15 protein-coding genes and 1 pseudogene are annotated in these 20704 nt (G+C 55.0%); 4 read left to right on the top strand and 12 right to left on the bottom strand.

The annotated features are described in order from the left end of the window. Positions 1–23: 23 nt before the first annotated feature. The 7 genes and pseudogenes from DDZ13_RS03750 to DDZ13_RS03720 all read right to left on the bottom strand — a co-directional run bounded on the left by DDZ13_RS03750 (position 24) and on the right by DDZ13_RS03720 (position 10757). Positions 24–500: a cytochrome b562 gene (locus DDZ13_RS03750; protein WP_158279773.1), complete on the bottom strand. Its 477-nt coding sequence runs from the start codon at positions 498–500 to the stop codon at positions 24–26. A gap of 126 nt (positions 501–626) precedes the next feature. Beyond that, a complete protein-coding gene (locus tag DDZ13_RS03745; RefSeq protein ID WP_110130273.1) occupies positions 627–2054 on the bottom strand; it encodes a DUF1552 domain-containing protein in 1428 nt (475 codons plus the stop codon). A gap of 3 nt (positions 2055–2057) precedes the next feature. Then, positions 2058–5294 (bottom strand): DUF1588 domain-containing protein, encoded by a 3237-nt coding sequence (locus DDZ13_RS03740; protein ID WP_110130087.1) that lies wholly within the window; start codon positions 5292–5294, stop codon positions 2058–2060. Between the two features lie 400 nt (positions 5295–5694). Further along, positions 5695–8229 (bottom strand): sialate O-acetylesterase, encoded by a 2535-nt coding sequence (locus DDZ13_RS03735; protein ID WP_110130086.1) that lies wholly within the window; start codon positions 8227–8229, stop codon positions 5695–5697. 298 nt (positions 8230–8527) lie between these two features. After that, complete coding sequence (locus DDZ13_RS03730) at positions 8528–9181, bottom strand: 3-keto-disaccharide hydrolase (RefSeq protein ID WP_158279771.1); 654 nt, start codon at positions 9179–9181, stop codon at positions 8528–8530. Between the two features lie 98 nt (positions 9182–9279). After that, the gene (locus tag DDZ13_RS03725; RefSeq protein ID WP_110130084.1) at positions 9280–9579 is read right to left on the bottom strand and encodes a hypothetical protein; all 300 of its coding nucleotides are present in this window, start codon (positions 9577–9579) and stop codon (positions 9280–9282) included. An 81-nt stretch (positions 9580–9660) separates the two neighbouring features. After that, positions 9661–10757 (bottom strand): annotated as a pseudogene (locus DDZ13_RS03720) (alkene reductase). Positions 10758–10912: 155 nt separating this feature from the next. On the opposite strand from DDZ13_RS03720, the gene DDZ13_RS03715 reads away from it, so the two are divergent. From DDZ13_RS03715 to DDZ13_RS03700, 4 genes are all read left to right on the top strand, one after another. After that, positions 10913–13612 carry a DUF6288 domain-containing protein gene (locus tag DDZ13_RS03715; protein ID WP_146209224.1) on the top strand — a complete coding sequence of 900 codons (2700 nt, stop codon included), beginning with the start codon at positions 10913–10915 and terminating at the stop codon, positions 13610–13612. 57 nt (positions 13613–13669) lie between these two features. Then, positions 13670–14572, top strand: coding sequence for a homocysteine S-methyltransferase family protein (locus DDZ13_RS03710; protein WP_110130082.1), 903 nt, complete (start codon positions 13670–13672; stop codon positions 14570–14572). Positions 14573–14682: 110 nt separating this feature from the next. Further along, positions 14683–15069: a hypothetical protein gene (locus DDZ13_RS03705; protein WP_110130081.1), complete on the top strand. Its 387-nt coding sequence runs from the start codon at positions 14683–14685 to the stop codon at positions 15067–15069. A gap of 176 nt (positions 15070–15245) precedes the next feature. Next, positions 15246–15569 carry a DUF2288 domain-containing protein gene (locus DDZ13_RS03700; RefSeq protein WP_110130080.1) on the top strand — a complete coding sequence of 108 codons (324 nt, stop codon included), beginning with the start codon at positions 15246–15248 and terminating at the stop codon, positions 15567–15569. A 32-nt stretch (positions 15570–15601) separates the two neighbouring features. Here the strand turns inward: DDZ13_RS03700 and DDZ13_RS03695 are convergent, their stop codons facing one another. The 5 genes from DDZ13_RS03695 to lepB form a co-directional block, all read right to left on the bottom strand. Next, positions 15602–16882, bottom strand: coding sequence for an MFS transporter (locus DDZ13_RS03695; protein ID WP_110130079.1), 1281 nt, complete (start codon positions 16880–16882; stop codon positions 15602–15604). A 295-nt stretch (positions 16883–17177) separates the two neighbouring features. Beyond that, the gene (locus DDZ13_RS03690; RefSeq protein WP_110130078.1) at positions 17178–17540 is read right to left on the bottom strand and encodes a response regulator; all 363 of its coding nucleotides are present in this window, start codon (positions 17538–17540) and stop codon (positions 17178–17180) included. Positions 17541–17579: 39 nt separating this feature from the next. Next, the gene (locus DDZ13_RS03685) at positions 17580–19412 is read right to left on the bottom strand and encodes a glycoside hydrolase family 36 protein (protein ID WP_158279770.1); all 1833 of its coding nucleotides are present in this window, start codon (positions 19410–19412) and stop codon (positions 17580–17582) included. 116 nt (positions 19413–19528) lie between these two features. Beyond that, positions 19529–20014, bottom strand: a complete 486-nt coding sequence (locus tag DDZ13_RS03680) for a nuclear transport factor 2 family protein (protein WP_110130076.1) — start codon at positions 20012–20014, stop codon at positions 19529–19531. Between the two features lie 2 nt (positions 20015–20016). Continuing rightward, positions 20017–20517 carry a signal peptidase I gene (gene lepB / locus DDZ13_RS03675; RefSeq protein ID WP_110130075.1) on the bottom strand — a complete coding sequence of 167 codons (501 nt, stop codon included), beginning with the start codon at positions 20515–20517 and terminating at the stop codon, positions 20017–20019. Positions 20518–20704 lie beyond the last annotated feature (187 nt).

Below are 20704 nucleotides of genomic sequence, written 5' to 3'. Positions count from 1 at the left end.
CGTTCGGTGGTGCGCGTAGCCGCTTAGTCGTCCTCTTTAAAGGATTCGTGACCTTCGGATTTGTGCTTTTTCAGTGCATCGAAGAGTTCGTTGGCCTTTTCGAAATCAGCCTCCAGCAAAGCCTCCTCCATGTCGATGAGGGTGCGTAGCGTGTCGAGCTGCTTCTGTCTGTAAGCCATGACAAAGGCGGGGCGTTTGCCTTCGGGCAGCGAATTCGCCATCGGAGGCACCAATGTTTTGGTTTGTACCGTGAGTACTTGCAGCTGCTGCACGGCATCGAGAAAATCCGGAAGGTCTTCCGCCGAGGGGCGGCGCAGTCCGCGGCCCAGGCTGCGGTAGTGGTCCTGCATCACTTCCATTTTATCGTGGAGCACGGATTCTTTTTCGTATCCGTCCGCAGATGCTGCAGCCGGCACGAAGTTGAGACCAAGGGTCAGGGCAAAAGCGAGCGCGGCTGCACGACGGAGGGACTTAATTCGGGTGTGAATTTTGTTCATCATTGTCTTTTTGGATAAATTTGTGTGGTTGCCAACCGTTGAGAGAGAAGAGAATGAGCCGGCAGCATCAGCTAAGCCTACCGGTTCAATGCAAAACATTTAATCGACGAGGGTCGCGGGAACTGAGCGCTACCCCAGGAACTGCTTGATCGCACCGGCCTGGTGCAACCTCTTACGCGACATATCCAAGTCGAAGTCGCCGTAATGCTCGATCGGATTGCCATGGGCGTTCAGCAGTGTGGTGTACCAGTTGCCGATGGTCTTGTGCCCCTCGGTCGCATGATAGGGTAGGCGGACGTAGCGACCGAGCAGATCCACGGCACAATTATCACCACCGAGTACGATGAAAGGTGCCTCAGTACCTTTACTGTGGTGCCCTTCCCCGTTCTCCGGGAAGTACATGATCATGGTGTTGTCGAACATCGTGCCCTTGCCCTCGGGAATCGCCTTGAGCTTGTCAGCAATCGTCTTGACCTGATGGACGTGACCAAAACGGATTTTCTCACGGATGTGATCCGCAGACACACCGGAGTAGCCGCCGTTGTGCCCAATTTCGTGAATTGAGATATGGTCGGTCTCGTTGCCCGGCAGTCCCTTGATCGGCGTGGATAGTTCGTCGATCGTATAGGTCACGACATTAGTCAGACCGGTCGCGAGCGCGGCGACAAGGATGTCGGTCATCGCCTCCTGCTTTTCGGGCGTGCTGGCGTTGGGCCCCCCGTCCCGGTGTATCGAATCAATCGTCGGCATATGATTCTCGATCTTGCCCGACATCCTGGACAACTTCTTGTTGCGTGCCTGCAACTCCTCGAGCGCGGCAATGTGTGTGCTCAGTTTCTGCTTCTCGTAACCTGCCAGCACCTGGCTTTTATACGCCTCATCGTTCTGCAGAAAGCGCAGCATGGCGTTGCCTGAGCCCACGGCATCGGGGTCGATGACGGCTTTGAACAATTCATTGTACGCAGTCATGGGGTCCGCGTAACAGTAATTCCGCTGATGGGGAGCGGGTGCCGAGTAACCGGGCACAATACCTGTCCGCCAGGAACTGTAGTTCCCGGTGAGCGACAGCTCGACATGGCCGAATGGCGAGGGAAAGAGCTTGGCGAGCTCAAAGTCAATCGTTGCGCGCTTGATCCCGCTCAGGGAGTTGCGGCCGGACTTGAAGGCACCCAAAACCGATGAGTACGACCAGTGCCCGTTCTCACTCATTTTCGATGACAGCCCCTGGAGGATGCCCAGGTTTTTTTTGTAAGGCGCAAGCGCCTGCAGCCACTCGGGCAGGTCGTGCCGGTCAAGATCGACTTCAAAAGGCTCTTTTTGCTTATCGAGCCTGGCCTGCGTGCTATTGAAGCTGGGCAGTGCCACCTCGTCCGGGCGGATCCCGTTGGACTTACGAATAAAGATGAAGCGCCGTGGCAACCCGCCCAAAACGCCGGGCACCACTCCCCGGACACCGTCTTGAACAGTCGCCGCGAGTAATTCACTGAATGAAGAACCAAAGGCCAATGCGCTGGCGCCGAGGGCCGATTTTTTTAAAAAGTTTCTTCGGGTATGCATGATCTAGTCCTTCGGTTCTATCGGTTTTCTGTAAATGAACGAATCTGAGGTCAACAGGGAAACAATCACCTCGTCGAAGCTCCCGTTGCTTTCGAGGTAGGCCCGATCGGCATCGATCAGGGTCTTGGAATCATTGAGCGTCTCGTTGCGCCCCATAAAGTAGCGGAATGCGTGGCGGATGATCGATTGTCGTACACGGTCGGCCCGGGCAAGGCGTTCGATCAGTTCCAGGGCGTCGTCGACTTCACCGTCCAGCTTGCTGTTGCCAGTGCCCTTGAGATAGCCGCGGGCATCCACGGGCAGCGTCTTGTAGATATCTCGCAGATCCTCGTGGGGTTCGCCCTTGCTCTTGACCTCCTTAATCAGGTTTTCCGGGTATTCGAGGCGCTCCTCGGTACGGTAGCGCCCGAAGTCATCGTAAACCTCAAAGGGAATGCCCAGTGGATTGATCTTGTCGTGACAGCGCATGCAGTAGCTGTTGTTTGTTTTGTCCTCCAGGCGGTGTCGCAAGGTCTTGTGCGGGTTCTCCGGAATGACCGCATCTACAGTGATGGGCACATCGGGAATGGTGCCTGCCAACAATTTTTTCTGCACCCAGATACCGCGATGGATGGGATCAGTCTCCGTGTTGGCGGCGAATGAGATCAACCAGGCCGGGTGCGTGAGGATACCCTTGCGGTTCTCAATCCTGGCAGGTTGCCGGGTGGGATAATCCCAGTCCGCCATGTCGATGTTGAACATACGCGCAACTTCGGGCCGCATGAAGCGGCTGCCGTAACGGTTATACGCGCCGTTGAATCCGTGTGAGGGAAAGGAGGGATACGGCGCGGCGCTTGTCTGTCCGTTGCCCAGACGGACCTCGAAGCTCTCCATCTGCTGCATGAAGGCACGCATCGGATTATAGCGACCCTCTGCGCTTTTCAGTCGCTTGGCATCGATGCCGCGCATCTGCGTGGCCTCAATAAAGTCAGCATGCCGGCGAAGGTCATCGAGTTCGAATTCCCGCCAGTTCCTGTCCTTAAAGTAGTTGTAAATCTTCACGATCCGATCCGAACCCGCCTGCATTGCCTGATTGTCGCCGGAGTGGTACACGTAGAATTCATCCGTTGTCAGAAGATTCTCGATGACATTCTGGTCCTGCTCAAGAATGTGCTCTACCAGCAGGTCCGCCTCAGCGACGACACGGGCCTTGAGGCTCTCGTAGTTTCCACCGAAGCGCTTGTTGTCCTTGAAGATATCCATCATCTTCGCGTAGCCGAAAAAGTCCCGGAAAAAGCGAAGTTCACGAATCGGCATGTTCGTGAAGTTAGGCGTCGCCGAACTGTCCACTCCCTCGTCGATGATGTAGTATTGGTCGCGCTTTTTGAGCATCCGTCGAACCTCGCGCTCGTAGTCGTCACGGGTGTTGAGCCGACCTTCCTGCGCAGCCTTGGCCAGTTCCTTGTCCGGGCTCGCATCGGTCAGCGCGTAAGCAATGGCATAACTGGCATCATAGGGCGAGAGCATGCGCCGACCGTAGCGGTCCTCATCTCCTGTGCCGAATTCCCTGCGGTAGAGAAAGTCGGTATTGAGCATGATCGTTTGCATCATCTTCTTGATCATACTGCGGCGGCTCAGGCCGGCGGCGAACACCGAGGCGGCCTTTCCGTACTTCTCAGCTTCCTCGGCAGAAGGCTCGCGCTCGAGGATGAGCTCGACGAGTTGACGGACCAGTTCAGCCAGTTGCTCGTCCGAGGGCGCTCCGGAAGCCAGGCGCTCACGTTTCATATCCGCCTCCCATTGGGCCGTACACTTGTCGATGATGTCCTGGTAGGTGTCGTCCTGCCGGCGATGCTCCTTAATCGCCGCAGTAACGACTTGCATCTCTTCCCTGGCCAGCGGCTTGTACTCGATCACGGGGTGACGCTGACTGTATTTTTTGTCGACGATTTCCTTTTTCCAATCGTCCATGTAATTGATCAAGAAGGTCACACGGGCCTGGATTGTACGTTCGTTGTGGCCGTGATAAAACCACTCGCGCTCACATGCCTCGATCAACTGAGCATCCGACATGCCACGCTGATGGAGACGGCGCATGGAGCGAAATATAGTAACCAGCTCGTCACGTCCGGGGTGAGCATGATGCAAACTGGGCTTTTTGACCGAGCCGTCATTCGCAACCGGTTCGGGCACTTCAACACGAACGAACTGCGGCAGAAGCCGCTTATGCCGGTTCCGGTAGAGATCTTTCAGCACACGCTCAATATGCAGAGCAAGAAATTCCTGGCGTGATTCCAGAACATTCCGGTTTTGATTTTCCAGTTTGAGAATTGCGTTCACCGCCGGAAGGTAATCCGAGTCACGCTCAGACAAATCGAGCATGGCTTCGGCCGCATCCTTCGCGTTGGCAAGCATGGTCAGAAGGTGACCGCCATTAAGCGTTTCATTCGCGTAGTAGCGCACCCCGGCATCGTTCGAAAGCAGGAACGGGTTGGTCAGGTTCACACTACGTCGATTACTATCCCCCTGCACGTAATACGTATTGCCGTCGATCTCACGCCGCGGATTGTACTGGAGGATGCGGTTGAACTTACTGTCGAAGATATATTCGCTGATCAACCAGCGGCGATCATAGGTGTAAGCGGGTTTATCCGCGTGCCTGCCTGAAAACAAAGCGCCATGATCGACATAATTGCCCGACTCGGGCCGGCGAAGCTTCTCTTCCAGTTTCTTCGCCTCATCACCATCGAGCATGCTGCCGAGCCAGGCCAGGAGCGCGTCTCGCTCGGCTTCGTCTGGTTGAGGTTCGTCTGAAGGTGGCATTTCCTCAAAGTGCACCACATCTTGAACGAGAAGATAGAGATCCTGCCGGTCCACACTGTCGATGGTCTCGAGCAGGTCGAAGCGTATGTCGGACTTTTGCTTATCCGGGCCGTGACAGGAAATGCAGTATTTATCCAGCACACGCATCGCCGCCCCCGCATCCAGAGGCTCAATCGGGTTCGTCGAGGCCATTGGAGTGGCGGCGGCCTCATCCCGGGCCTGTTGCTCGGCCTTTTGCTGCTTCCACCATTCGTGAATGTACTTGGCGTCATCCTGACTGAAAGCGGAAAGCGCCGCGTCTATTTCGCGCCCATCTTCCAAGCGGATTTTAATCAGGTTGTTCGACTTTAACTCAACCAACTCCGCCCGGATTGAATCACCTTTGCCATTGGTAAAGGTACGAAGCTCCCCCTGAAGAAGAGATACGCTTAAAAACAAAAAGATACTTAAATATTTATACACAGGAGCTTACATCGGTTAGTAACGCAGGCCGCGGGAGTAGAATTGGCTACCCGTATTACCAGGTAGCAGGTAAAGGGGCATAAGTTGGTTAGTTATAATCCTAAGGGTTTCGGGTAGTTTCGACAATGACATGGTCATTGGACCCTTGTTCCGACTTTAAGCAAGCTGACAGAGGGTCAAACGTAAAACCCGAAGACCTGTCCCTGACTGTTCCCCCGAAGGGAAAAGAACTGGACGCCGTCAGCCCGAGCACAAGAGAGGCTGCAAAAAGCTGAATCACGACTACCAGTAAACTGCAAATGGGACAGCAGAATTAGATCCGCCACCTGATACAAAAGGCCATCAACAGAAAATGCACTTGGGCATTCCAAAACGATCAGGGTGCGGCCACGGAGACATTGAGGCGGGCGAAAAGCTTCTCACCCACCGCCAGCGAACGAGCGATTTGAACAGTCACAATGTCAAATCCTTCGTCGTCGCCGGTGCCATCGGCGCTACTGATTTCAATGGTGTCGTCGTTGTCGACGGCATCGGTCCAATCCAAGGACAGGTCACTCCCGTACTCCACCGTCACCGTAGTGTTTTCATCCGCGCTGGCGGCATCTCTGATGCGGTAAGTGAAGGTAAAGAAGGTCGCATCGCTATTGTCCGAGCTTGGTGCAACCAGTACGTCGTCGCTGGCCGAGGTCGGGTCGCCCCCGACCACCCACTCGACCCCGGTTTTGAGGCCGCCGCCATCCAAGTCGAGGTCGGGGTCGGAATCGGTCAGGTCGCCCTCCCAGGCGCCGGAAGCCCAATCATAGTAGCCGCTGACGGCGCTGATATCATGAATCGTGAGCAGATCCGAGATCGCGAAATAGAGTCGCGGGTTGGGTGCGCGGGCGAATCCGTCGACCCATTTGTTATTCGTCTGGCCAGTGGAGCCAATAGCGAAGATCTCTGTTCCGTTCCTGTCCGCGTAGGGACCTCCAAGGACACCGCTAGAGGGACCGGTGCCATCGGGAGCGGTTCCGGTGTTCGTGTCTTTACCCGAAAGCACGTTACCGGAAAAGTCCACGTTCACGGGCGAGGCGATAATGGCATCCCAGAGATCTTCATTGTCGTCGGCGATGAGCGTTAATCCATCGAATAGCAGAATCGGTGCACCGGTTTCCATCGTCGGGTTGGTGCCGGTATTGTCCCGGGCATCAACTGCAGAGGTAGACGCTAAGGCGTTCCAGTTGACAGCCCCATGTCCATTGGCGGCCGCATTGGTATTGATCCAGGTGTTGTAGGTCCCGATGTCCGAATCCGTTCCGTCCGGTGCCCCACTTGTTGTCGTGGTAACGGAAATAAAACGGTAAGTATCCCCCGCCGCCCAGGCCAATCCGGTGGCGGGGTTGATGCCATTGTTGGCCAGCAAGGGATCGAGGACCCCCAATTCACCCACAAGGTTGAAGTTGAGTTGCTCAGAGGCAGGCGCCGAATTGCCGTTAGTGGGCACCACACTGTAAGTCACCATGCCGGAACCTGGAGCAGAGGAGTCGATATAGCTGGAGGCAGAACCGGAAAGAGCCGCTTCCAAGACGACATCATTTCGACGGACTTCGATACCATCGTAGGCCATATTATTGGTCCAGCTCAGTTCGATCCCGCCGGAGACCGGACGGGCGTCAAAGCCGGTGATGCCACCGTTCAGTGTTACGGTTAATGGCTCGCAGGGGTCGCCCGGCATATTGAACTGTAATTCGTACTTGAGCACGCCCGGCTCGGCTGTGGTGTCGAGGAAAACAGGAGGATCCACCGGGGCCGCGGCCGCAATTATAGCACCATTGCGCAAGATGCGCACGCTGGTGGGCAGTTCGGTGCCGTTCTGCCAGCTCAGGCTGACACCACTGGCTTCACCCACCACGCGCGGACGGAAGGGGCAGCGACCGGGGACGAGGAGCGACATGGCATCGCCCATGGCGAGCCCTAGGTTTGTATAAGTTTTGGCGTTGCGGTTCCAGTGGTAGCCTTGGTTTCTCGGGGAAAGCTCCACCGGCTGCCAAAATTCAAGTCCCTCATAGGTCGCCCAGGTGTCGATGACGAAAACGTTGCCGTCAAACTCCGGATAGGCTGTTGCATCTGCCATGGCGAGCTGCGCCTCTTCGAGTTCGGTATAGGTCTCTTTCCCATCCATTCCAGTCGTGGCAATGACGAAGGGCAGGTCCGGCACACCGATGCCGTTCTCTGCGCTGCGGATGTCACGAATAAAGTTCGCCATATTGGTCTCGTATTCCGATGGGTCATCACGGTCGTTCCATCCCTGGTGCCAGCCGAAGCCTGCGATTTCGTAGCCGCCTTCGTCGTAGTCGGGGAAATAGGTGCCCAGGTTGTTGATGGCCTCATCCACCAGGCGGAGGATCTCGCTGTAATAGAAACCGTCATCACCTGGAGCAGTCGGGGTTGCATAAGGCGTGGCCGGATCCGCGTAAGACCCTGAACTCGGCGGCCGGAAGTCGACCGCCAAACTCTTGCCACCCCAGGCGGCCTTGACGATGAGCACCTGTTCTTCGTTGAGATCGCCGATGTAGTGACCGAAGCCCAGCTCAGGACCGATCAAATCATTTCTAGCTCCATAACCGACAGTGAGGCCACCCTCCATCGGACCCTGGTCGCGAATCCACACATCGTCACGCACCACCCAGTCCCCGAGGCCATCCACCAGAAACTGATAGTTCCCTTCCGGATCATTAGCCACGACATACTCCAGAGTGCCCTCTGTTTGAACCGGGGAGATTTCGCCATGGCCAAGCATGTTGGACTGACCGGCGAGGATGAAGATTTTCACAGGGCTTTCACCCGCCTGTTCGGCGGAAAGACCCGCGACCGTTGACAGTAAGACGATGAAGAGGAGGAATTGACGATTGAGAGAGTGCAAAGAGGTCATAAAAAAGAGTTAAGTAAGACAGCAGCTAGCTATAAAGCGAATACATCGCTATAAAAATACCTGATAGCGATCAAGGAACCCGAACAGATCAAGATCTAGACTTTCTGGAAAAACCACTGTAGTGTAAATGGTCCTAGTCGGCAACTGACTCGATCCATCGCGCATAATCCCCTGTCGCAACCCCTAGGCTGCCACAGTTCAGCCAGAAAAGTTTTCCGTTTAAGACTTTCACCGCTCGGCGCACACTGCACGTTCACAGAGCAAGAGCTTAAACAGCCTTCAATGTGTCCGAAAGAGGCTATTGGGGCAAGCGGCGGACCTTCAAGTGCCTCACTTTGACAACACTACCCGGATCATGGGCCTGCAGCGCAAAGGTGCCTTCACGAATCCGCTTCTTCTTCAACTTGTGATCCTCGGGCTGGGTCCACTGGTTGATTTGTTTCCCATTCACCCAAACTGTGGCGGTCTGACCGACAACCCGAAGGCGCATTGTCACCCACTCGTCGTCCTCATGTCCGGGCTCAGAGGTATCCCCCAGTGCATAAATACTTCCGGTCTTACGATGATCCTTGTGGGTCGCATTGATCTGGCACTCCAATGCACGCGGCCAACCCGATTCTTGCCAGTCCGCGTGAAAAAAGAGACCAGCGTTGGCATTTTCAGCCGTCATAAACTCGATAACCGCTTCAAAGTTTTTCCAAGAAGCATCCCCGTCTTGGCCCATGTAGAACAAATGGGCACGCTCGCCGTTCAGAACGATATTGCCATCTTCCAATCGGATGGACTCAGGATGCTCGGTTGCCTTCCACAAACTAAGGTCTTCGCCGGGTTGATACAGATAGGTCCAATCTTCAGCGGAACTATCTTGAGCAGTGGTAACGCATCCGTTGAAAAAAGATATCCCGAAGAGCAGGCTCGCGGCCATTAACCCGCGACAGACTGTGTTATTCATTTTCATCCAAGAACTAGAAAGGACTGACTGCGATTTGAGCAAACGCAAAAGGGGCCCAATACATACATTGGGCTAAAAGCAGCGGGTGTTAAAGACCGCTAAGCTACATCCGTAGTCTTCACCATTTGGCTGTGTAAATCGTCAAACGACTCGAACAGCTGGTTGGCAACAGACAAGCTCAGTGTGTTGTCGTGACATTCGATGGTCACCGAAGCCTCAGGTTTGCCGAAAATCGGATCTACAAACACGGAAAGGTTAGGAAAGCTGATGACCGTTCCGGCTTTTTCGGCGAAGCTTTCCGAGTCAACTGGTGTATCGAATTGATAACGCCTTCCCAATCGCACGGTTTTCGCTTTAAAGTTGTAGTTCCAGGAGGCGTTATCTGTTTCGAGTTTCATATCAAGTAATCTCTGCTCAGGTTCCGGCCTTACTAAAATATCACCATCTTGTTCGAATTTATTTCTCCTTTAGAAAGCGGCTTATTCAAGGCCTGCTTCAACCGCAGTGGGGAGGTCCGTATACCCTTCCTTACCTCCGGGACTATACCAGTGTGCCATGTCCGTATCCGGATTGAGAGGTAGGCCTTTGCGATAGCGCTCAACCAGGTCGGGTGTACTGATGAAGGGGCGCCCGATCGCGATGAGGTCAGCCGCGCCACTCTCAACCGCTTCGGCTGCCGTTTCACAGGTGTAACCGCAGTTTCCCATAAGCGGCCCGGAAAAGATTTTACGAAACTCGGCGAGCGTCATCGGCTCTCCCAACTCGTGAAACCCGAATCCGAGTCCGTCCATCACGTGCAAGTAAGCCAGACCAAACCGATCGAGCTCCCGGCGGCATAGGTGTATTGCTCGCGATAGTCCGGTGAGCCCATATCATTAAAAGAACCGTTCGGCGAGAGACGCACGCCCACCCGGTCCGCCGGAAAGACTTCAACGACAGCCTCGACCACCTCGAGCAGCAAGCGGGTCCGGTTTTCGATACTACCACCGTAACTGTCGTTCCGATGGTTCGTCTTGGACTCGAGAAACTGATTCAGTAAATAACCATTTGCCGAGTGGATCTCGACTCCATCGAAGCCGGCCGCTTTAGAATTTATTGCCGCTTGCCTGTAGTCCGCGATAATTCCTGGAATTTCCCCGACCTCGAGAGGCCGCGGCACTTCGTAGTCCTTTTTCCCAAAAGGCGTGTGAATTTGGTCATTCTCCAGGCGAATCGCGGATGCGGACACGGGAAGCTCGCCATCGCGAAAATCGCTGTGCGATGCTCGACCCAGGTGCCACAATTGGAGGAAGACCTTACCCCCTTTCGCATGGACGGCCTTCGTGGTCAGCTTCCAGCCTTCCACCATTGCGTCCGTGTAGATACCCGGTGAATGATTCCACCCGTTAGCTTGGGGGCTAATCGTCGTCGCCTCCGTAATAATGAGTCCGGCACCCGCTCTCTGTGCATAGTATTGAGCCATGAGAGAATTGGGAATCCGCTCAGCTCCGGCGCGGGCACGTGTCATGGGAGCCATCACAATGCGATTCTGGAGTTTCAAATCCCCGATGGCCGTTGGTTCTAGAAGTTTAGGCATAATTAGAAAGTTGTACCTCACTGTATCGGTGGCATTGATCCTTCACTTACAAGAATGCCGACTCTTGCCCATCCTACCGGTCACAGCTCACACAGTCAGTGCCCTTGACAGTACTTCTTAATCGCACGAATCTCTGAGCGCACCACACTCCAGAAATGAGACATCTTCAATTCCTTCATCTAATCACTGTAGGTCTTTTTGCCGCATCCTTGAATGTCGCGGCAGCCGATACCGCGGCTGACCCCGTCTTCAACCCGACCCCGAAAGCCAATGACCGGAGAGGCTGGACCATCCAGAACTTCGGCCCGGTCGGCATCGGCATACAGTTGGAGAAGGGTTTTGTCATGAAGATCAACAATGTGGAACCGGGCTCACCCGCCGCGGAGACAGGCCAACTGGAAAAAGGTCAGGTCATTGAGAGCATCAACGGCGTCCGCTTTAATGACATCGACCGTGATCCGCGCATTGTTCTCGCGCAAATGATTACAGACGCGGAGGCGAGCGACGGCAGGATCGTGCTGGATATTCAGGATTTGGGCGATGTCACCGTAACGATTCCCGTCCTCGGCAGCTACAGCCCGACGTGGCCGCTCAATTGCCCTAAATCGGACAAAATTGTGCGTCATCTCGCCGATCTCCTGGCCAAGCAGGGAGAGAACGAGTGGGGCTCCGTCATTTTTCTACTTTCCACCGGTAACGAAAAAGACCTCGACGTGGTGCGCGGCTGGATGAAAAAGCGAAAGGAAATCGGTTCGATAAACTGGGCTATCGGCATGCAGGGCATCGGCATCTGTGAGTACTACCTTCGCACCGGCGACCAGAGCGTGCTTCCCATGATCCAAAAAGGTGCCGACCACCTGAGGGATCACATTTACAACGGCGCGTGGGCCGGACGGGCCAGTGGCCAATACACCTACCAGAGCGGGGGACACGTCAATGCCTCGGGTGTCCACTGTCTCACCTTTCTCTTGCTGGCCAAAACCTGCGGCGTGGATGTCGACGAATTCACTCTACAAAGCAGCCTGCGTCACTTTTACCGCTACTCCGGCCGGGGCAGCGTGCCCTACGGCGACTACACGTCAAAAGCCGGCTACGGCGACTGTAATGGCAAGACCAGTGGCCTGGCCATGGCGATGGCTGCCGCCAGTCGCCTCACACCGGGGGGCGACAAGTCCATTTATGCCCAGGCAGCTCAAATCAACGCAATGAAGGGTTACTATGGCATCAATACCTATCACGTCGGCCACACGGGCGGGGGCTTGGGTGAAATCTGGAAGTCGGCCGCAATGGGATTGATGATGGACGAACGTCCTGAACAATACCGGCAATATCTGGATGCGCGACGCTGGATCCTGGAACTCTCCCGTCGCCACACCGGGGGCATCGGCATCGGTGGCGGCAAGGATGGCAATTATGACGTCGCCACAGGTGAAAATAGTGACAAGGGCTGGGGCTCTTACTTTGCCCTCAATTACACCCTGCCCCGCAAACAGCTCTATCTCTTTGGCGCGCCTAGCCAGTGGGCGAAGTCCTACAAACTGCCCACGCGTCCCTGGGGCACATCCAGGGATGACGCCTTCAGTTCGCCCTACCCGGTTGCCAGCGGCCCGTGGAGCCGCAGCGATATTTTAAAGGAAACACTGGAGCAGCATGTGGGTGAGCCCGCTTATGAAATATTGCGTGACGACAAAGTTTCGGATCTGAACCTTGTCACTTACCTGCATCATCCGGAAATCACGCATCGCTTCGAAGCCAAGGCAGCAGTGGTGCGATTGAAAAAAGACGACATGATTCTTGGGCTACTGCTTTCAAGGGACGCGCGCTTGAAACACATCGGTGTGATGGCACTGCACGACTTGTTTGGAACCTGGAACAAACGTAACGCAGATCCCGGCCGCGTGACCCCGGAAATGATGGCGCAGGTTGAAAAGTTCATCCGTGACCCCCACGAATCCTGGTACGTCAAGCAGTGGTCACTTGGCCTGCTACAACATACGGACATTGACCATCTACGCACCTACAAAGATCTGCTGGTACAATATGTGGAGCATGAAGAGCACTGGATCCAGGGTTCGGCTATCAGCGCCAGTATCCGGCTGCTCAGTGATCCGGCCTGCTACAAGGACCTGTTCCCTCCGATTGCCCGGGCCATCTCCAAGGCCACGGCTTACCCGATCGTTTCCCGGGCCCGCTTCATCACCGAGCAACTGGGAGACGCCGATCCTGAGATCCAAGCCTACGGCCTGAATGTCATGAAAACGGTGTATGAACTTCAGCCCAATCAAATGATGAGCGAGAATGGACGCAACGAAATCGGCGGTGGCGGCAACTTCAAACGTAAGGCGATCGGTCAGGTCGTCGGTTTCTCCGAGGCTGGCAAAGCTTATCTGGATTCGACGCCAAAACTCACTTCCGAATGGAAGCGAAGCGGACGCGACCAGGACAAGTTTACCTTCAGCGGGACTTTTCAGTCCAACCCGGATCTCCATGGCACATGGTGTCTGATCAACCATGACCTCGTCGAGTCCAGGAGTGATGCCAATGACTACATCAAAGGAAAGATCGAGAAGAACCAAATCCCGTCGATGCAACCGGAACGGATGAAATACGGCTTCGTCATCAACCGGGACGGCCAGATTAGCCCGGTCGGGTTTACCAAACAGAAGTTCAACTTCCCCATGCGCTACTCCGGCGACATGGCTTTCAGCACCTTCATCGACAAGGCCTACCACTACGAAGTCTTCACAATCGGCGACCGGGAATATCTCATGTTCGAGGAAGACTTCGAAGCCGAGGAAGACAGCAGCTATAAAGCAATCTACAAAACTTACGTAAAGGTGGCCTCCTCAAAATAGGCATCTCAGGAGAAGATCCGATACGTTAGCGGGCAAACCACGAATCACTCCCCGGACATGCTGATCGGACTGTTCGAAAAACACCCGAAAATCCTGATCGAGTGTGCCATCGCGGAGCGCCTGCGTCGTATGCCGGAGGTCGAGCTGCACCCCACACTATTCAACACGCCACTTATCTACGGACCTGAGGCGGCGTGCGAATCGATGACCGCACTCTACCGCGAATACATCGATACCGCCGCCGAGGCTGACCTGCCTCTCCTGCTAACCGCGCCGACTTGGCGGCTGGACCCCGCCCGTATCGCCACCGCGGATGTGCCAGCAGGGATTAATTCGGATGCAGTGAACTACCTCATCGGTGTACGCGATGACCACGCTGGCGCTTCACCTGTTATGGTAGGGGCCTTGACCGGTCCCCGGGGAGACTGCTATCGCCCCGAAGAAGCTCCGGACACCGACACCGCAGAACGTTTCCACTCGACCCAGATCGGGGAACTCGCCTATACCGCTGCTGATTTCCTCCTGGCGCAGACACTACCTGCGGTGAAGGAAGCTCTCGGAATAGCGAAAGCGATGGCAAAAACCGACAAACCTTACTTCATCAGTTTTTGCACGGGTACGGATGGCAAAGTCCTCGACGGCACATCGCTCTCCGAAGCCATGACAGGCATCGACCGGGCGGTGCCCCGGCCCCCGCTCGGTTATTTCGTGAACTGTACGCATCCCGGCTTTATCACGCCTAACTATCCTCCGGGCAGCCTTGAACGGCTGGTCGGCATTCAGGCCAATGGCTCATCCAAAGACGTGACTCGACTGGACGCGTCCTCTGAAACGCAAGCTGATCCGGTCGTCGACTGGGCGCAAGCCATGTCGGAACTTCATACGACACACAATGTATCCGTTCTGGGTGGTTGCTGCGGCACCGGACTGGCCCATTTGAAGAGCCTCGCGCAGATTTGAAGATTCGGCTCTCCCGGAAGCCGTTACAAAGCAATTGGTCACCCCGGTTTTCGCCCAGTCCAAATGAGACGACTTCTTGCCTTCAGAACTATTTTCCCTACGATAAAATTATGAAAATTCTAAGATATTCAGTGTTAGGACTCCTCGTAATTGCACTCTCCACCGCGCAGGCCGCCAAACCGGACAGTGCCGGCAAGGGGAAACCTGAGATAAAAATGAGCGAAAAGCGTGCGGAAAAAGCAATGACAGCCAAATCCGAGGCGAAGAACAAAGCCGAAGCGGCCCAGTCCAAAGCTAAGGGTAAATCTTCCGACGTGCTCGACGAGGCCGAGGATAAAGTCGATGAAGCAAAGAAAAAAGGAAAGATGGCTGACCAGAAAGCTGACGCCAGTGACAAGAGCGACGCTGTTCTCAAGGAAGCGGGCAAAGGCTCTGAAACCGGTCAGGCCAAACGCGAAGAGAACAGTCGCAAATGGTGGAAGTTCTGGGGCGATTAAACCAAACTCCTTTTGGATTCTCCCGTACGCCGTGCATGAGCACGGCGTATTTTTTGCCTCCCCAATTCTTTGTCCCGTCTCCCCGCTTACGGGGCCCAAAAAGCTGAGCTACCCCTGAAGAAGCGCTGCCTACAATTCGGTCTTTAAATTTCAAGTATTTCCACCACAACGGTGCCATGATCGACGATCAGTTCAGCCCCGCAGATGACAACTCCACCGAAGAGGAAAAACTTGAAAAATACTCCGGCGAAGTCGACTGGGGTTATTTGAAGCCTCATTACGAGGCTGGCGCGATGATCTATGTCGATCCAGAGCTTGATCTGAAGTCGGCAGGCATGGCATTTGCCAAGGACGACCAGGCCCAGGTCAAAGCCTGGCTAAAGAGCGGCGACCTCGTACAACCCTGCAACCTGCACGCCGAACACTGGCAAAAGGAAAAGACCCAGTTCAAAGCAATGATCGTGCGCCCCTTTGTGTTGGCACAGCCGGTGCAAAAATAACAGACCGTTTCGGTTCGTGAGAGAAACAGGCCTTACGAGTGTCCATCGTATTCGCCCCCCGCAGTAATGGATGAAGATGCATATTTATGCTGCGGGTTGTCGGCGAAGATGGCCAAAGCAATCACGACAGGGCAAAGCACGGCGCACACCACCATAGCGGGAAAGAAGGAGCCGAGGGAGCCCGAAGACAAACCAAAGAGGAAAGGACCGAGGGCGCTGGTGACCACTGTTGCTCCGGTCACCCACCCGTTGACAGCACCAAGGTAAAGCCGTCCGAAGAACCGGGGCCAGGGCACGTTGATCAATATGCCAAAAGAGCCCCAGCCCACGCCGCTTCCGACGATAAAGAGCCACCTCCAATAATCGTGACCGACATTGGCGATACCGTAGAGCGCAAGAAGTTGCGCGCTGATCATGAGAATCACTCCATACTTCATCCGGATCTTTTCGGCAAAAAGTCCAAAGCTCAGCGTCGTCGCAATGTGAAAAGCCGCAACTGGCAAAAAGATCGCAACCGCTTCCGAACGGCTCAACCCGGATTGCTCCCCAATCGCCACCATATGGAAGGAAACACCGGTACCAATCAAGGCGTTCAAGGCAAGGGCCGCCGTGAAGATCCAGAAAGTGTAGGTGCGAATCGCTTCCCGCCCGGTCATCTGCCGGTAAACCGGGATGCGATTCCGTGAAAAAGAGTCCCTTCCGCCCTGCTCGACCCGCACCCCGCAGGCTTCCGGGCTATCCCGATAGAAACCATAGGCCAGAGGCAGCATAATCAGGATGAAAACGACACCCAGGGTAATCCAAGTGAACTGCCAGCCGACATGTATCACCACTCCATTCAAGAGGACAGGCGCCGATGAAAAGCCCAGCGAAAGAACAACCCCGTTGATCGTAGCCGCCATCCCCCGCCTGCCTTCAAACCATTTGAAAACCATGGACCGGCAGGTCGTCATCGCGAAGCCAACGCCGATCAAACGTATCCCGGCAAAACAGCAGCACACCAGGATGAAGGCATACCAGTGATCCGGCAGTCCGGGCAGGCCCCATTGGTGAATTCGGTCGACGAAACCGGTGACGATAAGGACCATCCCCAGACCAAGAAAGCTAATGCAAGCAACGATGCGGGCACCGTATCGGTCAATCATCGACCCTGCGAGCGGGGCAGCCAATCCGGCCGTGATCGTGCCCAGCATATAAGCCATGGAAAAGCTCTCCCGTTTCATCGAAAGAGACTCGATCATGCCATCGACAAAGACACTCATTCCCGGGGGGCTCCCGGGGATGGCTGCGATCATACCGAATGTTCCCACCATAAGGATGACCCATCCATAGTAGCCTGGCCACGACTGGACGGGGAACGGACGATTTTGTTGAAACGGGAAACGCACGGTCGGCTACTGTTGCGGGACTAATAAAACTGATCTGCAGCACTCGGCGAAACTTACCCAGGATGCCGCTGAGCCAAGCTCTACGTACCATAATAATGAGCGGCCACAAACCCAAGTGGATTGGCAGCGCGGGATAAAAACCGCCGGACTGCTTCTCGACCCAGACCAGGCGGTTTGCCGTTTCAATCAATTCGGCCGGTGAGAATGGGAGATAAGCGACTTACTCCGAAAAGTGCTTTTGGACCACGTCCTCGACGATTTGCGAGTAGAGGGACGGTTTATCGTAGTGCCCGATTTCATTGGCGTCGAGTTCTTCAACATCCGAGCGGTTCAATTGTCCCGAGACCACCACGACCTTAATGCCATGTGGCTCTTTTTTAATCTCCATGGCGAACTTGGAACCGTTCCCATCGGGTAATAGGTGGTCCGCAATCATGATATCAATATCAACCGCGTCGTCCTCAATGATCGCCTTCGCCTGCTCGATATCCATGGCAGGGATGACTTTGTGGCCACGACTTTCGATTTGCTCGGAGGCCACCGCCGAAAGCTCAAGATCATCTTCGAGGAGTAGAATATTCATCTATATGAAGGCCTAAAAACAAACGGGACGAAAGCAATTCTAAAGCTTCCTGATTTCAACAAGGCCGGAGGGCGACACATCGAAAGCATGGGCACCGGCTTCCAGGTCTAGACTCTCCCGAGAGAGCACTTTCCCGAGCGTATCGTAAATGGTGACTTCGGACATTCCGAAATCCTGCTCCAGACGGAGAACGGCTCCGGGAGTGGACTTCCCGTTGACAATATCAATGTCACTGAGTGGATCGGAACCGGAGGGCACGAACATATCCTGATAGATAGTCGCGATAAGTTTACCATCCTGCCGTCCCATCACCATGGGGTAATTCTGTGCGGGGGCGACGGCACGGAAGTCACCGTCGAGCAGGATGCTTTTATTTTCCGTCCAGTAGCCGAGCCAGAACTTGAGCATTTTCCGGTGATCCGGAGAAATGTCCGCCAATCGCACTGAGATCTGCGGGACACTAAAGAGGATATTCAGGACCTGCAACGCAGCACTCTCAACCGGCTCATCCGGATGCCACATAATCATGTCGCTGTGCACGGATGTGGTATCGGCAATCAAGCGAAGGTCGACAATGTGCCGACGGTTATAAGGGGCGACATTGGCACAATCCACGGCGCGAAACATGTTGCCATACTTACGCATGAGCGGGCCGTTATAAGGCTGGCGGAATTCGATCCCGATCTCGGGATTGAGCGCGCGCAACCGTGCCATGACATCGGTCATCAGGCGATCGACCGCCTTGTCCACGGAAGCGTAATCGCGGCCGTCTTCAGCGGTGAGATCGCCGGCACCTTTTTCCGAAAACATCCCAATGAAGTCGAGCTTGAGGCCATCGATTCCCCAATCACGGACCGCTGCTTCATACACCCCGATGAGGTATTCCCGAACTTCGGGATAGCGCGGATCGAGCACATAAGCGCCAAAACCCTCATGAAAATAAAGTGTCTTGTCACGGAAGTCTTTGATCATTTCCGACTTCTCGCCTGCCATGGGAACGGAATACCAGAGCAGAAATTCCTGATCCAGAGCGTGCACACGATCCACGAATGCCTTCATTTCGGGAATGCGTTCGGGTTTCCAGTCGCCGGTGTAGGCGTAGCCGCGATTGCCATCCAGAGTCTGCCAGCCGTCATCGACAATGACACCCTCCAGTCCAAGTTCGCCTCCAATTCGGCATTCCTCGACAATCGCATCCGCGGTGATCTTCTGATGGTAGCTATACCAAGTGGAATAAACGGGAACGCGTGCCATCTCCGGAACCGGGGCGGGTGTGTGTTCATCCATCGAAGCCCACCAGTGCGCGGTATCGCCAATCGCGGTCTCATACATGACAGGTCGTGTATCGAAACGCAGGGTGAGTTCGTAACGGTCCGTGGCCGGTGTCTTCTTTTCAAAGAGAGTCACATCCATGTAAATAAAAGCGTCCTCCTCGCGAATCACCCCGCGAATTAAGCTCGGGTTCATGGCATCGGAAAGTGCCACCGTGAAGCGATTGCGGTCCCCCTGATTCAGGTAGGTCAGCAGCGGGGCATGTTGAACCGCACGCGAGCGAACACGCGCACGGTAATGGTCGTGCTTGCGCGCAAGATTATCGGACACCCAGTGCCCGGCAATATCGATGGCGGGCACCCGCCACTTCAGTGTCAACTTGGGAAGCACGGCCGGCTCAGGCGACTCAAGCACCAGTGTAATGTGCTGGAGGTGCGGCGACGATTGAGTGGCCGACCAACTCGGCTCGAAAGAACCAAGCTCTCCTTCGAGCCCGACCTGTTTGACATCAAAATCGATGGCCGGAGCGGCAGCCGCCAGAGAGAAACAGGTGCTGCAGAGAGCAAACGAGAGCAGAAGTCGAATAGATGAAAAATGCATGTTCCCGTAGTAGCCCGCAAAGTCTGCCGGGAGAAGCTTTTTCCGAAAAAATCCGCGAGTTCCGAGCATCACAGGCGGGCTGCCCACAAGCGACCCGAGTGAACATCCCAGCCCAATCAGCGCAAGGCCTCAACCGTCGCGACTTTGGCAATGAGCCAACCTTCTTCGGTCTTCTCAAAAGTGAAGCGGAAATCCTGCACAACCGAACTGCTTTCTCCGCTCACTCTGGCCCGCCCCGTCGCTTCGGCGGTAGCGGACAATTGATCATCCGCGACCTGGACAGTAATATCATGCAGAGAGGCTTGTAGACTTTTGGCCTGCGAACGCGCCGCCATGGCCGCTTGCTGTACTTGCTTTCGTCCCTTCACGGTGCGGGCACCGGCAAAACCTTGTAGCCTGATATCAACATCTTCGGTGAAGAGGCCGCCCAGGCTCTTCACTTTACCAAGAGCCGAAAAATCCCCCTCCCCTTCTTCATAAGAGACTAATTCCTCCAACTCACCTAGCTGTTTACGAATCTGTCCTTCCGGACCGGTGAAGCATCCGCGAACGAAAACCCCTGCAGTGATGAGTACGAGGACGGCGATGATAATTTTCTTCATTCTTAAAAAATAACCTTTCCGACAATCCGGGCAAGTGTGGTGCGTCCGAATGTGTGTTGTCGGATCGGCATGGAGCGATTGTCCCCCACTACGAAATACTCGTTGGCTTCACAAAGAACCGGGTCGCGGTTCCAATCTGAATCATAAGTCAGGTAATCCTCCTCCAGGCGGACACCATCTACCGTCACCTTGCCGCCCTCAAAGCCGACCGCCTCTCCCGGGAGCCCGACGACCCGCTTGAGGAGAAAGATACTGCGTCCGGTATTGCGCATGCGCACCGCAACGACATCCCCCCGCTGCGGAGAATCACGAAGATAGGCGAGTCGATTTGCCAGAGACAACTGCCCGTGCTGAAACGTCGGCTCCATGCTGGTGCCATCCAAACGCAGCGGCGCGAACACGAAGCGAAAGATCAATACTGTCAGCACAACCAGAGCCCCTGCCCGGATCAAAGTCCAGCGCAGATTTCCGCCCAGTGCGAGTCGTTTGAAAATACCGCCCATTTGTATGTGTAAAGGCCCACAGTATCGGAACGCTAGTTCATAAGACAATCGTTAAGGCACAGCCGTCTCATTTGACGAACTTACACGCTCATATATCTTGAGTCTTTGTCACTAAAACGCTTCAAAAAATGGTAAACATGCAGAACTGGCGCCGCACGCCCATTTTTCCCTCGCGGTTAAAACCATA

It is taken from the genome of Coraliomargarita sinensis (assembly GCF_003185655.1).
GTDB lineage: Bacteria > Verrucomicrobiota > Verrucomicrobiia > Opitutales > Coraliomargaritaceae > Coraliomargarita_B > Coraliomargarita_B sinensis.
Note: the sequence above shows the minus strand (reverse complement) of the source record. Positions and strands in the feature narration are given on the sequence as shown.